Source organism: Afipia sp. GW822-FHT04G07, from assembly GCF_058800765.1.
The window spans coordinates 273,345-285,901 of record NZ_JBXAMP010000001.1 but is presented as its reverse complement, the minus strand read 5'-3'; the positions used below and the strand labels follow the sequence as shown (position 1 = coordinate 285,901).

The 12,557-nt window shown below is 59.6% G+C and carries 16 protein-coding genes; 6 read left to right on the top strand and 10 right to left on the bottom strand.

The genetic code is table 11. From position 1 onward, the window contains the following. Nucleotides 1-4: 4 nt before the first annotated feature. Nucleotides 5-133: a hypothetical protein gene (locus tag AC1RKJ_RS01395; protein WP_006020649.1), complete on the bottom strand. Its 129-nt coding sequence runs from the start codon at nt 131-133 to the stop codon at nt 5-7. A 190-nt stretch (nt 134-323) separates the two neighbouring features. Next, nucleotides 324-731: an SPW repeat protein gene (locus AC1RKJ_RS01390; RefSeq protein WP_492789123.1), complete on the bottom strand. Its 408-nt coding sequence runs from the start codon at nt 729-731 to the stop codon at nt 324-326. Between the two features lie 175 nt (nt 732-906). Between AC1RKJ_RS01390 and AC1RKJ_RS01385 the strand changes: the two genes are divergently transcribed. Further along, complete coding sequence (locus AC1RKJ_RS01385) at nt 907-1,182, top strand: GNAT family N-acetyltransferase (protein WP_492789122.1); 276 nt, start codon at nt 907-909, stop codon at nt 1,180-1,182. A 17-nt stretch (nt 1,183-1,199) separates the two neighbouring features. Further along, the gene (locus tag AC1RKJ_RS01380; protein ID WP_492789121.1) at nt 1,200-1,475 is read left to right on the top strand and encodes a GNAT family N-acetyltransferase; all 276 of its coding nucleotides are present in this window, start codon (nt 1,200-1,202) and stop codon (nt 1,473-1,475) included. 47 nt (nt 1,476-1,522) lie between these two features. Here AC1RKJ_RS01380 and AC1RKJ_RS01375 read toward each other — a convergent pair whose 3' ends face one another. After that, a complete protein-coding gene (locus AC1RKJ_RS01375; protein WP_492789120.1) occupies nt 1,523-2,314 on the bottom strand; it encodes a fumarylacetoacetate hydrolase family protein in 792 nt (263 codons plus the stop codon). A 240-nt stretch (nt 2,315-2,554) separates the two neighbouring features. Next, a complete protein-coding gene (locus tag AC1RKJ_RS01370; RefSeq protein WP_492789119.1) occupies nt 2,555-2,917 on the bottom strand; it encodes a DUF3597 domain-containing protein in 363 nt (120 codons plus the stop codon). 380 nt (nt 2,918-3,297) lie between these two features. Between AC1RKJ_RS01370 and AC1RKJ_RS01365 the strand changes: the two genes are divergently transcribed. Beyond that, nucleotides 3,298-4,200, top strand: a complete 903-nt coding sequence (locus AC1RKJ_RS01365) for a DUF2189 domain-containing protein (RefSeq protein ID WP_492789118.1) — start codon at nt 3,298-3,300, stop codon at nt 4,198-4,200. Between the two features lie 73 nt (nt 4,201-4,273). Here AC1RKJ_RS01365 and AC1RKJ_RS01360 read toward each other — a convergent pair whose 3' ends face one another. Further along, on the bottom strand, nt 4,274-5,302 hold the full coding sequence (locus tag AC1RKJ_RS01360; protein ID WP_492789117.1) for a DUF1775 domain-containing protein: 1,029 nt from the start codon (nt 5,300-5,302) through the stop codon (nt 4,274-4,276). A gap of 908 nt (nt 5,303-6,210) precedes the next feature. Here AC1RKJ_RS01360 and AC1RKJ_RS01355 point away from each other — a divergent pair. After that, nucleotides 6,211-6,363, top strand: a complete 153-nt coding sequence (locus AC1RKJ_RS01355; protein WP_002711692.1) for a DUF1127 domain-containing protein — start codon at nt 6,211-6,213, stop codon at nt 6,361-6,363. 147 nt (nt 6,364-6,510) lie between these two features. Then, nucleotides 6,511-7,947: a methylenetetrahydrofolate--tRNA-(uracil(54)-C(5))-methyltransferase (FADH(2)-oxidizing) TrmFO gene (trmFO, locus tag AC1RKJ_RS01350; protein WP_492789116.1), complete on the top strand. Its 1,437-nt coding sequence runs from the start codon at nt 6,511-6,513 to the stop codon at nt 7,945-7,947. Nucleotides 7,948-8,196: 249 nt separating this feature from the next. On the opposite strand, the gene AC1RKJ_RS01345 is transcribed toward trmFO, so the two are convergent. Further along, nucleotides 8,197-8,907, bottom strand: coding sequence for an alpha/beta hydrolase (locus tag AC1RKJ_RS01345; protein ID WP_492789115.1), 711 nt, complete (start codon nt 8,905-8,907; stop codon nt 8,197-8,199). A gap of 167 nt (nt 8,908-9,074) precedes the next feature. Next, nucleotides 9,075-9,254: a hypothetical protein gene (locus AC1RKJ_RS01340; protein WP_492789114.1), complete on the bottom strand. Its 180-nt coding sequence runs from the start codon at nt 9,252-9,254 to the stop codon at nt 9,075-9,077. A 191-nt stretch (nt 9,255-9,445) separates the two neighbouring features. Between AC1RKJ_RS01340 and AC1RKJ_RS01335 the strand changes: the two genes are divergently transcribed. Further along, the gene (locus AC1RKJ_RS01335) at nt 9,446-10,300 is read left to right on the top strand and encodes an aldo/keto reductase (RefSeq protein ID WP_492789113.1); all 855 of its coding nucleotides are present in this window, start codon (nt 9,446-9,448) and stop codon (nt 10,298-10,300) included. A 9-nt stretch (nt 10,301-10,309) separates the two neighbouring features. On the opposite strand, the gene AC1RKJ_RS01330 is transcribed toward AC1RKJ_RS01335, so the two are convergent. Genes AC1RKJ_RS01330 through secF form a run of 3 tightly spaced genes read right to left on the bottom strand, consistent with a single transcriptional unit; the run spans nt 10,310 to nt 12,539 of the window. Further along, entirely contained in the window at nt 10,310-11,155 is an 846-nt protein-coding gene (locus AC1RKJ_RS01330; protein WP_492789112.1) for a phytoene/squalene synthase family protein, read from the bottom strand. Then, entirely contained in the window at nt 11,152-11,538 is a 387-nt protein-coding gene (locus AC1RKJ_RS01325; protein ID WP_492789111.1) for an Mth938-like domain-containing protein, read from the bottom strand. The genes AC1RKJ_RS01330 and AC1RKJ_RS01325 overlap by 4 nt, the downstream gene beginning before the upstream one ends. After that, nucleotides 11,538-12,539: a protein translocase subunit SecF gene (secF, locus tag AC1RKJ_RS01320; RefSeq protein WP_492789110.1), complete on the bottom strand. Its 1,002-nt coding sequence runs from the start codon at nt 12,537-12,539 to the stop codon at nt 11,538-11,540. Before secF ends, AC1RKJ_RS01325 begins: the two co-directional genes overlap by 1 nt. Nucleotides 12,540-12,557: the final 18 nt, after the last annotated feature.

The following is a 12,557-nucleotide window of genomic DNA, read 5'->3' as shown; positions in this document are numbered from 1 at the left end:
GCGGTCATCTCACGCCCGTGCCCTTGCATCGCTGGCAGGTCACAACCTTATCGCCTTTCTTCAACAAGCCCTTGCCTTCGCAATTCTTGCACTTCTGCTTCTTCTTGATGTTGGGGCCTTTTTCATTCGCCATCAGACTGTCCAGGTTTCGAAATGCGTCATGCGCGACGGCGATCATAGCACGTATGATTCACAAGGCGCCGTTATTCGGAGATCATGCGGCATAGTGATGCCGCAGCGATGATGGAGACCTGCCGGCTCGATCAAGAGCCGGCAAGTCACCAGTTCATCTGGCGCGAACATTTTCCGCGCGCCTCAAGGCCTCATTGCCCGTGGCGGGCAAGATCTTGGTCCGTCAAATCCCAATCCTGCCAAAGCTTCAAGGCCGCCAGCAGGATTACGAAGCCACCAAGGCCGGTGTGCCAGAATCTGAGCACGCCGTCGCTCGCATAGCCGAGGACGTAAGGCGAGACGACGAGCCACAGGCCGAGCACCATCTCACCCGCCTCTTCCCAACGCCGGAGCGCAATATACTCCATCTGGGCAAGGCCAAATACGAGGACACCGGCCAGGACCGCATTTAGAATTGCTAATCCCGGCTCCGACTGCTGGCCAAGTCCATGGTTCGCTTCGCCAGTGATCCATGGCGAGAGGACGATCAGCAGGCCCATCGCCATGCCGAACCAATCTTCCCATGTCCGATGAGTTTCGAAAAACCGAGTGCCAGACATTGTAAAACCTCCTTGTAAGAGGCATACGCCGGCGGCCCGTGGGCCTCACATTCCGACTTAATACGACCATTTGGGCCGCATCGGAGTATGTCTGCAATTGACGTATGAATCCCGCAGGTCTTTACAAGACCCGCCAGGGCGATTTTGTTGCTCCCTAGGATCGAGAAAGCAGACAATGACCGAGACAGTCCAGAACAACCCGGCCCAGAAGCGCTACGAACTGAATGTCGAAGGCCATATAGCCGCGACATACTACGAAGTCGCAGATGGCGTCATTACGTTCATCCACACCAAGGTACCGAAAGAACTCGAAGGCAAGGGCGTCGGATCGAAACTCATCAAGGGAGCGCTCGATCAGGTGCGCGCAGCGGGGTTAAAGATCGTGCCCCGGTGCCCGTTCGTGAAAGCTTACATAGAAAAACACACCGAGTACGCTGATCTGCTGAAATAACGACGAGACGCTCATCCATGAATCAGACTGTCCGCAACAATACCGCTCTCGGCCGTTACGAGCTCGACGTTGATGGCGCAATCGCGTTCGCCAACTACCGCCTTATCCCGGGTAAGGTGATCATTACCCATACCGAGACGCCCCACGCGCTGCGCGGACGCGGCATCGCATCGAAACTGGTGCAAGGTGCGTTGGAGCAGATACGCGGCGAGAATTTGAAAGTCGTGGCTGGTTGCGGATTCGTCGTCGACTATCTCAACAAGCATCCGGAGTTTTCCGATCTCGCAGCTTAACGAAAAGAGCCCGCTATTTAGCGGGCTCTTCTTATCAATTGCCGCTGTCAGACGATCTTGATCGACATATCCGGCAAGCCTGCCAGCTTGCAAAGCACAACATCGCCCTTCACGACAGGGCCCACATTTTCCGGCGTGCCGGAATAGATGATGTCGCCTGCTTTCAACTCACAAGCTTCCGACAGTTTCGAGATTTGTTCCGCCACGCTCCAGATCATGTTGCTGAGGTCGGAGCTCTGTTTCACCGTACCATTCACTGCGAGTGAGATGGCTCCCTTGGTAAAATGGCCGGTCTTGGTCACCGGGTGGATCGGGCCGAGCACAGCAGAATGGTCGAAGCTCTTGCCGATCTCCCACGGCTTCTTCTGGTCACCCATTGCGCGTTGCAGATCGCGGCGGGTCATATCGAGACCGAGCGCATACCCGTAGACGCAATCGAGCGCCTTCTCCGGCGAGATGTTGGCGCCTCCTGATTTCAGCGCGGCCACCAGTTCGACTTCATAGTGATAGTTCTTGGTGAGCGGCGGATAAGGATGATCGCCAACAGCGCCTATCGCGACGTTTTGAATAGCGTCGGTCGGTTTCTGGAAGAAAAACGGAGGCTCCCGCGTCGGGTCGGATCCCATCTCCCGCGAGTGCGCCGCGTAATTGCGGCCGATACAGTAGATGCGGCGGACAGGAAACACCTCCTTCACGCCGACAATGGGTATCGTCGTCTGCGCCACTGGAAATATTGCCTTCGCGCCGACTTGCGCCTGCGCGGCGTCGCCGAGCGTGACAGTGCCGGCCAGAGCGGCGGCACCTCCGGCGAGAATGTTCCTGCGATTGAGTTCGGTCATGTCTATTCCCTGTTCTGCGGACTTTGCGCGGGTTTTGGTAATCTCGAACCTACCGCACCCTCCCGAGATGCGGCTTGATCGCGCCGTGTTACGGCCTCGTGACATCCACGAAGACGGCGCTGGCATTTTGTATTCCGGTACCAGCGATTTGGATAGGGAGTTCGCAGAAAGCTTTTGCGTGCGGTGCAACGAAAAAGACCCGCCAATGGCGGGCCTTTCAAGAATTCAAGCGTGAGCGGTTTAGTGCTTGAGATCATCCGGCAACTTGCCGCCATTGGCTGCAAGCTTGGTCATCACCTGCTTGTGCAACCAGATGTTCATCTTGGCAGAATCGTTGGTGTCGCCGTCGTACTTCAATTCCTTCGCGAGTTCCTTGCGGGCGCCCAGGCTCGAATCAATATCGAGAGCCTTCATCAGGTCCACAATCGAAGTACGCCATTCGAGCTTCTCGCCCTTGGCAGCAACGGCTTTGTCGAGGATCGGCGCGACATCAACCATCGGCACGCCCGCGCCTCCAGCAGCAGAACCAGCACCGCCGGCGGGCTCAGCAGCTTCGGCCTTGGTGCCGAAAATCGCGCCCATGATCTTTCCAAAAATGCTCATTATAAAACTCCCGATAACCCGTCGTTGGTGGATCTTGATTGACGCCTCTTCCCCGCTACCCCGGCTGCGCCTCACCGGTCACAAAAGAGTGTAGACGCCCGGTCACGACTTGCCAATGCAGGAGATGACCTCACTCCGTAGCGATTTGAGTCAATTGCGCCAAAAAGGTGCCACAATGTACAGAAGCGGACGAATCCGCTTTACCTGTTGAGTTGGCTCTCCCCGAAATTTTGCTGCGTTTGCTTCGTCGTTGCCGGCAAGCAATCGTGATGCTTTCGCAGATGTTCTTTTTAGCGTTCGTGATAACCTCGAGGCTCGCACGGTGCACCTTACGAGCAATCACAGCGTCATAAACGCTGTGTGATTAGGAGATAGCCACCATGAGCAACCCAGCGTCCACACACATCAATACGCTTCCGCTCGCGTCCGATCCTGCGAGATACACCGTTCGAACAATCTATCTAGCAGACCTAAAAGACGCGCTCCGTCTGGGATGGGAGGACTTCAAAGCCGTCCCCACTCACGCCGTGCTGCTGGCGCTGATTTATCCGGTGCTCGGAATTGTGCTGGCGCGGACCGTCCTCGGTTATTCGATCCTGCCACTGCTGTTTCCGCTCGCCGCCGGTTTCGCGCTGCTGGGACCGTTCGCGGCTCTCGGATTTTACGATCTCAGCAGACGGCGCGAACAGGGACAGGTGCCAACTGCGTCCCATGCGTTGAGCGTGCTGCGATCGCCATCCATCGGCGCCATGCTAGTTTTCGGCGCGCTCCTTCTTGTCCTGTTCCTGGTATGGCTCGCGGCCGCGCAATCGATCTACAGCGCGACGTTCGGTTATGCGCCAGCTTCAAGCTTCCCCGACTTCTTTCATCGCGTTCTTACAACGTCCGAAGGCCAGAAACTGATCGTGGTCGGCTGCGGCGTCGGCTTCCTGTTCGCACTCGTAGCACTTTGCATCAGCGTCGTTTCGTTTCCACTGATGCTTGATCGTCACGCCAGTGCAATGGATGCGATGCTCACCTCGGTTCGGGCGGTGGTGCAAAATCCGATTCCGATGGCCGCATGGGGCTTGATCGTCGCTGCATTGCTGGTTGCTGGAACAGTGCCCTTCTTCCTCGGATTGACAGTCGTCATCCCAGTGCTCGGTCATGCCACCTGGCACCTCTACCGCAGGGTGATCGAACCTGTGACGATGCCATATGAACCGCCGCCACAACAGAAGACGCGGCGCTATGCGGCGGATTTCCCCGTCAACCTGTTTTCGTGGGGCCGCAAGGATCGATAAAGTTTTCGTTGAGGAGCGTCACGGGCCGAGCCTGAAGGCTCAGCCCGTACCTCGTTATATATGTGTGTGCCGCTCAATGCTTATGCGCTGGCTCGCCTGTTGCGCCGATCGCGTTGACGTCAAAACTCACGTCAAGCTTGCCTGCTTTCTCGAACGTCAATGTCGCTTTCAGTTTATCGCCCTGTTTCAGCGATTGCTTGATGTTCATGAACATCATGTGAAAGCCACCCGGTTTCAGTTCGACGGTCTCCCCGGGCTTGATGATCAATCCGTCCGGCAGCGGCCGCATCTTCATCACCCCGTCGGTCATCGACATCTGGTGGATCTCTACACGGTCCGCACCGGCTGAAACCGCGCTCACGAGGCGATCGGCGGACTTGCCGTTGTTGGTAATCTTGAGATAACCGCCCGCAATCTTGGCGCCGCCCGGTGTGGCGCGGGTCCACGGCGTGGCTACAACCAGATCGCCTGCCTTGAGCATATCGCTGCCCGCGGAAGACGGCGCCGCGCCCGTGCCCTGCATGTTGCCGTGATCCGCATGTCCCCACGCGCCAGACGTGTTATCGGTCGCGATCCGCAACATGGGTGCGGGAGATTTTAGATCGTGCGGGTTCTGTCCTGCCGGTGCGATCTGGTCCCAGCGGACTTCACCCTTTGCGCACTGCTGAAATGTTGGAAAATAGATCGCCTGCCCTGGGGGAAAATCGGTGATGAAGCTCGTGAAGACGAACTCGTCGTAGTTGTCGTCCGACAGAGAGCCTCCCGACCAGACCACCTCCTTCGGCCCTTCGGTCACAACCTTGCCGTGGCTCGTGTAGGACTTGGCGTAAGTGCCGCGCGTGATGTTGAGCGTCCAGCCGGCCTTGGGCATCGGCTTCACACCGATCACGCCTTCCGGAATTTGAATGCGGATTGTTTTCGTGTCGGTGCCGTCGCAGCCGTGCGGCACCTGGAACACCGCCCTGTAATAAGTGCCGGCACGTGCCTCACCGGTCGCGAGCGTGACATGTGCGAACGCGGATGACTGGGAAGCGATGACGCCCAAAGCGGTGAATCCAGCGCTGGCAAGCAGCCACTGAGGGCTGCGGAAGTTGATGATCATGTTGTCCTCGAATGATGCTGAGAGAGAATTCCGGATAAGGTCTCAGGTCAGCGTCGGAGGAGCTCGCGCCAGAAAAGCCTGTGCTCCGGATCGTTCCAGCAGCGGCGCCTCGGCCGGCATGAATATCTGGCCAAAAACTGCAGGATCAGAGAGCGACAGGACCGGCTCAGGCGGCGTTGCGCCTGTGTGACCGGCTGTACAGGCCGCTAGACAGTCCTGATGCTGGGCCGGCTTGTTAGGCGGCTCGGTACCGCCGACGTTATTGCTCGCGGATGCGGCGGAGCAGATGGCTCCGATTGCGCCGGTCCCCCCTCCCGCGAGAGCCTGCGCCCCGCTCCACGCCAGAATCAGGGCTTGAAACGCCAGCGCTTGTGAGAGCGCCAGAGACAGCAGCAGTCTGCGAGTAGAGTGTCGATTTCGCATCCAGCGGCTATGCCACGCCGCCGTTGGAACGTCTACGATTCGAAGATCTGGAACAGCCGGAACTGGGAGGCGCGTGTCCGCATCACCAAATAAATGAATTATTGTTCGATTTTACGCTCGCATGGAACGATATGTGCAAATCGCTTGGCCTTGCCTGACGCGATGTGCCATAAAAGCATAGCTAAAACCACAACCCTTACTGAGTTACCGGTCAACTTGGCCATTCATGATCAAGCTGAGTTTATGGCAAGCACATGAAATTCATGTCTAAAATCAGCCTATTTCCGACGCCGCAGTAAAACTTCGCTGCCTGCTTTAGTCAAATCCTAGCTGAAAGATTAATCACTTCTTACGCAAGCCATGCGCTGATGGTTTAGCTGCGTCGCAGCATTCGCAGTGTTGCATCGCAGAATCTGCCCCTATATTCAGTTCCAACGATGACGCTACTCCAAGAGCTGAATCGCGAATACGAAGGAGACTAAACCATGCTGCTCTCATTTATCCGCGCTATCCAGGCGTTCCGCGACTATCAGCGCAATGTTGCTGAGCTGTCCCAGTTGAGCGATCGGGAACTGGCCGATATCGGGCTTGACCGCTCCGACATCCAGCGGGTTGCAGCGGGCGCCTACAACGGCTAACCGCCGCAAACTGCATCACGAACGGATTACGCCCGCCCTGCGCGGGCGTTGTCGTGTCTGGGGCTCGCAACACGACAAACGGCTCATCACGACTGACGGACCCATATCGACGTTGCGTCATGACCTGACCGGCTCTAGTTGTGAGCCATGACAACACAATCAAAAGAACAAGCAAACACCATCCACGTCGTCGGCGGCGGACTGGCCGGTTCGGAAGCCGCCTGGCAGATCGCCAACGCCGGCATCGATGTCGTGATGCACGAGATGCGCCCCGTCCGGACGACCGACGCGCACCGCACCGACAGCCTCGCCGAACTGGTCTGCTCCAATTCGTTTCGCTCGGACGACGCCGCCAACAATGCCGTCGGCCTGCTGCACGCGGAGCTTCGCAAGCTCAACTCCCTCATCATGCGCAGCGCCGACGCCAATCAGGTGCCCGCCGGCGGCGCGCTCGCGGTGGATCGCGACGGCTTTTCCGCAGCCGTCAGTGTGGCGCTCGAAGCGCATCCGCGGATCGACATTCGCCGCGAGGAAATCGCAGGACTGCCGCCGGACGAATGGCGCAACGTCATCGTCGCGACCGGCCCGCTGACATCGCCGGCGCTGGCCGATGCGATCCGCAGCCTGTCCGGCGAAGACGCCCTCGCCTTCTTCGACGCCATCGCCCCCATCGTGCATCGCGACTCCATCAACATGGACATCGCGTGGTTTCAGTCGCGCTACGACAAGGTCGGTCCCGGCGGCACCGGCGCCGATTACATCAATTGCCCGATGACGCGCGAACAATACGATGCCTTCGTCGGCGCGTTGATCGCAGGCGAAAAGACCGACTTCAAGGAGTGGGAATCCAACACGCCCTACTTCGACGGCTGCCTGCCGATCGAAATCATGGCCGCACGCGGACATGAAACGCTCCGCCACGGACCGATGAAGCCGGTCGGCCTGACCAATCCGCGCGATCCCACGGTGAAGGCCTACGCCATCGTGCAACTGCGGCAGGACAACAAGCTCGGCACGCTCTACAACATGGTCGGCTTCCAAACCAAGCTGAAGCACGGCGCGCAGACGCAGGTATTCCGCACCATTCCGGGTCTTGAAGGCGCGGAGTTCGCGCGGCTCGGCGGGCTGCATCGCAACACCTTCCTGAATTCTCCGCAACTTCTCGATCCCCAGTTGCGCCTGAAAGCACAGCCGCGACTGCGCTTCGCAGGCCAGATGACCGGATGCGAAGGTTACGTGGAATCCGCAGGCGTCGGCCTGCTCGCCGGTCTGTTCGCCGCGGCCGACGCAACGCGCAACAAGATCGCACCGCCTCCTCCGACGACCGCGCTCGGTGCGCTGCTCGGACACATCACCGGCGGGCATATCGAGACCATCGACGCGGGTCCGCGCTCGTTCCAGCCGATGAACATCAACTTCGGATTGTTTCCGCCGCTGGCATCGCCGCCGACAAAGAAGCCGGACGGCACGCGGCTGCGCGGCAATGAGAAGACGGTTGCGAAGAAGCAGGCGATGAGCGCGCGGGCGCTGGCGGACCTCGATCGCTGGATTGCGGAGACGCTGCGGGTGTCCGACGCGGCATAGTTTTCGGCAACTCTCGCAGTGAAAAGTCGCGCCGTTTTCAAAAGGAAAATTGGTGACGAACTTCGCCGCAAAAGGCGAAGTGGCGGCCGGATGGCGGCGCGCAATCGGATTCGGATTCAGCGCTCGCATTGCGCCGAAAACGACTTGACACGTAAAGTCCGAATAACAATTCGGACCTTGAACAGCATCGCGACACTGCTACGCAGCGGCGCGTTGCCTGTCTCAAATCGGTGGACACCCGGCAAGCGTTTAGCGCGCGGCGAATCCCGCAACAGTGGACACCACCTGACCATCCTGACCGGCGAAGCCGTGATGAGCAAACGCTTCACACGGATCACCGGTGCTCTGGCCCCCATCAAGCCAGGCTACGCGCGCCTTGCCCTGAGACCACGCAACAAACGGAGCCACGCCTGCGGGCAACGTCTTCGCGCAACCGTCCTGCCGGTGATGCACGATCAGGGTCGGCGGCAGCGCAGCAGGCGAGCCGAGCATGCTCATGACGTTGTCCGAACCTCCTGAGGCATTGCTGAGAAAGCCCGAGGTCAGCACCAGCCGGTCGGGCCGCGCGCCCGCCGCGATCGCCTGTCCCGCGCGTTGCGTGCCCCGGCTTGTGCCGACCAGCGTGACCTTTCCAAAGCTGTGCATGTATTGAACGGCTGCGGCCACATCGACGCAGCAATCAGGAACCAGCACGGCGAAACCGCGCGCGGCATACGCGGCGCGCGTGCGCACCAGCTGATTGCCTGTGCGGGCGATCGTGCCATTGGGACCGACGCCGATGTTGCCGCTGCCTCCGGCCAGCAGAATGATTCCACCTCTCGGATGTGCGGGTTTCAACAGGGCCGCGGACACGCCGCCGACCGAGACCGTGCTCTGGTCGACAGCCGCCGCCTGAACGGCGGAGTTGTTGAGGATGGAAACGGCGAGCAACAAGCAGCCTGCAAGACTTGAAATACGCATTGCTGAAAACCTCCCGGTGATGCCCAAAAGACTCGACCTTGTAATTGCTTTTAAGAATACCGGATCGAACCGCCGGGAAAACCCGGCGTATACCTGCTATCGATCACGAACGGTTCAATAATCAGGATGTCGCAACCCCGGCAGCACTGTCTGTCCCTGGAAAGCTATCAGTCCATCGACTTCAAATTGTCGAAGATTCGATTTCTGTCCGGTTTGGGTGGTCCGGCATTTTCGACCCGGACGGCTAGCGCAAGTATCCCCAGAGTCATCAAAATGGCCAGCCCGATCGCTGCCCAATGGAGCTTGCCGACACGCTCGACGTGCCTGTCATTGTTCGATGTCGCCATGTCATCACCTCGAAAATTCGGTACCTCGAATTTACGAGAATCGTGACAGACGCCGCGGCCGCTCACCATGTGGAAGTTGCGTTGGCAGACTTCTGCAAAGCCGAAGGCAGAGTTGCCGGATTCGTGCGGCCTGTGGTTTCATCGTCGCATCCGTGACAAACTATCTTGCTTCCGACACGATGGAGTTGCGGATGGAAAAGTCTCTCCATTCAAACGCCGCGCTCGCCGGCACGATCAACCTCGGCGATCTGACGGTTAATCGATTGGGCTTCGGCGCAATGCGCCTCTGCGGAGATTCAGCGTGGGGAAGACCAAGGGATCGAGGGCACGCGAACCGGGTTCTGCATAAGGCCATCGAGCTTGGCGTAAACTTCATTGATACTGCGGATAGCTACGGCCCCGAGGCGAACGAGTTACAGATCTCGCAGGCGCTGTATCCCTATCCGCCAGATCTGGTAATTGCCACGAAAGGCGGTTTAGTGCGACCGAACCGCCGATCATGGGTCGAAAACGGCCGCCCCGACCATTTGCGACGGGCAGTTGAAGGGAGCTTGCAGCGCTTGCGGCTGGAACGCATCGATTTGTATCAGCTTCATGCACCCGACCCCAACGTGCCATTTAGTGAGTCTGTTGGAGCGCTCGCTGAACTACGGCGCACAGGCAAAATTCGCCATCTTGGCATTTCAAACGTCACGGTGGCGCAACTCGAATTGGCACTCTCCATCACGCCCATCGTGTCGGTTCAAAACATGTACAACCTGCGAGACCAAACCAGCGAAGACGTGCTCGCCGCTTGCGAGCGTCTTGGAATTGCTTTTCTGCCCTGGTATCCGCTGGGTGGTAAACGCGGCCTCAAGGCACGCAAGATAAAGCAAGTTGCCGCGCGTTCCGGTTTGACTCACGCATCCTTGTCCCTTGCGTGGCTGCTCACCAAGTCTCCGGTCATGCTGCCAATACCCGGCACGCGATCGATCGAACATCTGGAAGATAACGTGCGTGCAGCCGCTCTCCAGCTTGCACCGGAAGATTTAGCCGATCTGGGATGAAGGTAAATTTTACGCCCTGAACGGTTTCGCGCTCGCCGCGCGCCACGTCGTCCAGAGGATGCGAAGCCGTGACGCCGATGGCGGCGTGAACGGATGGGACGTCTCCAGCCGGGCCAACGTCTTCCCGATCGTCGCAAGTGGCAGGAAGGCCGCGCGCGCAGCGGGCGGCGTATCCGCCAGCATCGCCAGCGCGTGATCCATCTGCGAGCCCGCCTCGCGGCGCAGGTGCGCCAGCGCCTCTTTCAAAGGCGAGTTTGCCTGATGCAGGAAAACCTCTTCGGCAATCAGGCCGTGGAGATTCATCAAATCGGCCGGCAGATAAAGCTGACGCCGCGCAGCGTGTCGTGGCAGCGCCAACATCACGTCAACCAGGCCTTCCGCAATGCCGGCATGTTCGGCAAGGCGCGTGATCTCCGGCGAATTCGCCCCGAGCACGCGCGCGCGCAATGCGTAAAGCGCCGATGCCGTGTCGCGGCAATGCGCTTCCAGCGCCGCCATGTCCGGCATCGGATCGTCATAGACATCGAAGACGTGCGCATCGATCAGGCGCACGAACCTCTCGACGGGAAGATCATGAAGCGAAATCGCGCGCAGCAATTCCGCCGCCACGGGATTGCCTTCGACCGCACCCTGCCCGCCGGCGGTCAGTGCATCGCGCCACCACTGCAAGCGGATCTCGCCGGGCAACGGCTGGCTGACATGATCGCGGACATGCGCGACCTCGGCATTGAAGGCCGCCAGCGCCAGCCATGACCGCCGCGCTTCAGGCGATACGAACAGGCTTGCGGCGTAGCTTTTGAAATCCTGCGCGCGCACCAGATCGGCGCAGAACGCTTCGGCGTCATGGGCGCTCATGGCACCGCGACCAGCGCGGCCGCGACGCGCCGGCGTTCACCCATCATGACGTTGTAGGTGCGGATCGCGGGCCCGGTCTGCATGGTATCGAGGACAATGCCCGCAGACCGCAAGGCGTTCCGCAGCGGCGCGGGCGCGATCCAGACCCCGCTCCCCGTTCCGATCAGCAGGGTATCGATGGCATTCGCGTTCTCGAACACGCGCGCCAGTGAATAGCGATCGATCTGAGCCGGATCGCTGACGGGCCATGCCCAGATCGCATCGGGCAGGCACAGCAGCGAGCCGCGATGCGACATCTCGGCGAACCGAAATCCGCCGTTGCCGTAGGCTTCGATCGGCGCGGATCGCGGAAGGTGCAGCGCGTCCGGCTCGTGATCGGTCATCAGGGTTTCGGCGGCTTGTCCTCGCCGCCCCGGTTTTCGCCCACGCCGAGATAGATCAGGATCGGCGCCGCGATGAAGATCGAGGTGTAGGTGCCGACCAGCACAACGCCGAAGGTCATCGTCGCCGCGAAGGAGTGGATCGCCTTGCCGCCGAACAGCAGCAGCGCGAGCAACGCCAGCGTCACGGTGACGTGGGTGATGATCGAGCGCGACAGCGTCGAGTTGATCGACGTGTTGAGCAGATCGGTCATCGGCATTTTCTTGTAACGCCGCAGCATTTCGCGAATACGATCATAGATGACGACCGTATCGTTGAGCGAATAGCCGAGAATGGTGAGCAGCGCCGCGATGCTGGTCAGGTCGAATTCGATCTGGGTGATCGACATGAATCCCAGCGTCAGCACGATGTCGTGGACGTTGGCGATCATCGCGCCGAGCGAGAACTGCCACTCGAACCGGAACCAGAGATAGATGAAGATGCCTGCGATCGCGAGCATCAGGCCGACGGTGCCGTAAGCCAGCAACTCGCTCGACACGCGCGGCCCGACCACTTCGACGCGGCGATAATCGACGCTGTCGCCCAGCAACTGGCGAACCTTCTGCACGGCTGCCTGCTGCGCCTGATCGCCGCCGGGTTGTTCGGCGATGCGGATCAGAACGTCGGAGGGACCGCCGAACTGCTGAAGCTGGACGTCGCCGAAATTCAGCGTGTTCAACTGCGCGCGCAACGCCGCGATGTCCGCCGGACCCGACTTGGTCTGGATTTCCAGCAGCGTGCCGCCCTTGAAGTCGATGCCGAAGTTCAATCCGTGCGCGAAATACAGGCCGATCGCCAGAAGCGACGCCAGCGCCGAGATCGGAAAGCTGATGCGGCGAAACTGCATGAAGTCGAACTTCGTCTCGTCGGGGACGATGCGAAGCGCGGGAATCACGCCATAAATGCTGAGCACCGTCAGGACGACGATGAAGACGGCGAGCGCGATGATGATGGTGTGGGTCACAGTCTAGTGGTCCGTTCT

Excerpts from the sequence above, each read along its gene's own strand:
- AC1RKJ_RS01395 (WP_006020649.1), bottom strand. The coding sequence starts at position 133 with ATGGCGAATGAAAAAGGCCCCAACATCAAGAAGAAGCAGAAGTGCAAG.
- AC1RKJ_RS01390 (WP_492789123.1), bottom strand. The coding sequence starts at position 731 with ATGTCTGGCACTCGGTTTTTCGAAACTCATCGGACATGGGAAGATTGG.
- AC1RKJ_RS01385 (WP_492789122.1), top strand. The coding sequence starts at position 907 with ATGACCGAGACAGTCCAGAACAACCCGGCCCAGAAGCGCTACGAACTG.
- AC1RKJ_RS01380 (WP_492789121.1), top strand. The coding sequence starts at position 1,200 with ATGAATCAGACTGTCCGCAACAATACCGCTCTCGGCCGTTACGAGCTC.
- AC1RKJ_RS01375 (WP_492789120.1), bottom strand. The coding sequence starts at position 2,314 with ATGACCGAACTCAATCGCAGGAACATTCTCGCCGGAGGTGCCGCCGCT.
- AC1RKJ_RS01370 (WP_492789119.1), bottom strand. The coding sequence starts at position 2,917 with ATGAGCATTTTTGGAAAGATCATGGGCGCGATTTTCGGCACCAAGGCC.
- AC1RKJ_RS01365 (WP_492789118.1), top strand. The coding sequence starts at position 3,298 with ATGAGCAACCCAGCGTCCACACACATCAATACGCTTCCGCTCGCGTCC.
- AC1RKJ_RS01360 (WP_492789117.1), bottom strand. The coding sequence starts at position 5,302 with ATGATCATCAACTTCCGCAGCCCTCAGTGGCTGCTTGCCAGCGCTGGA.
- AC1RKJ_RS01355 (WP_002711692.1), top strand. The coding sequence starts at position 6,211 with ATGCTGCTCTCATTTATCCGCGCTATCCAGGCGTTCCGCGACTATCAG.
- trmFO (WP_492789116.1), top strand. The coding sequence starts at position 6,511 with ATGACAACACAATCAAAAGAACAAGCAAACACCATCCACGTCGTCGGC.
- AC1RKJ_RS01345 (WP_492789115.1), bottom strand. The coding sequence starts at position 8,907 with ATGCGTATTTCAAGTCTTGCAGGCTGCTTGTTGCTCGCCGTTTCCATC.
- AC1RKJ_RS01340 (WP_492789114.1), bottom strand. The coding sequence starts at position 9,254 with ATGGCGACATCGAACAATGACAGGCACGTCGAGCGTGTCGGCAAGCTC.
- AC1RKJ_RS01335 (WP_492789113.1), top strand. The coding sequence starts at position 9,446 with ATGGAAAAGTCTCTCCATTCAAACGCCGCGCTCGCCGGCACGATCAAC.
- AC1RKJ_RS01330 (WP_492789112.1), bottom strand. The coding sequence starts at position 11,155 with ATGAGCGCCCATGACGCCGAAGCGTTCTGCGCCGATCTGGTGCGCGCG.
- AC1RKJ_RS01325 (WP_492789111.1), bottom strand. The coding sequence starts at position 11,538 with ATGACCGATCACGAGCCGGACGCGCTGCACCTTCCGCGATCCGCGCCG.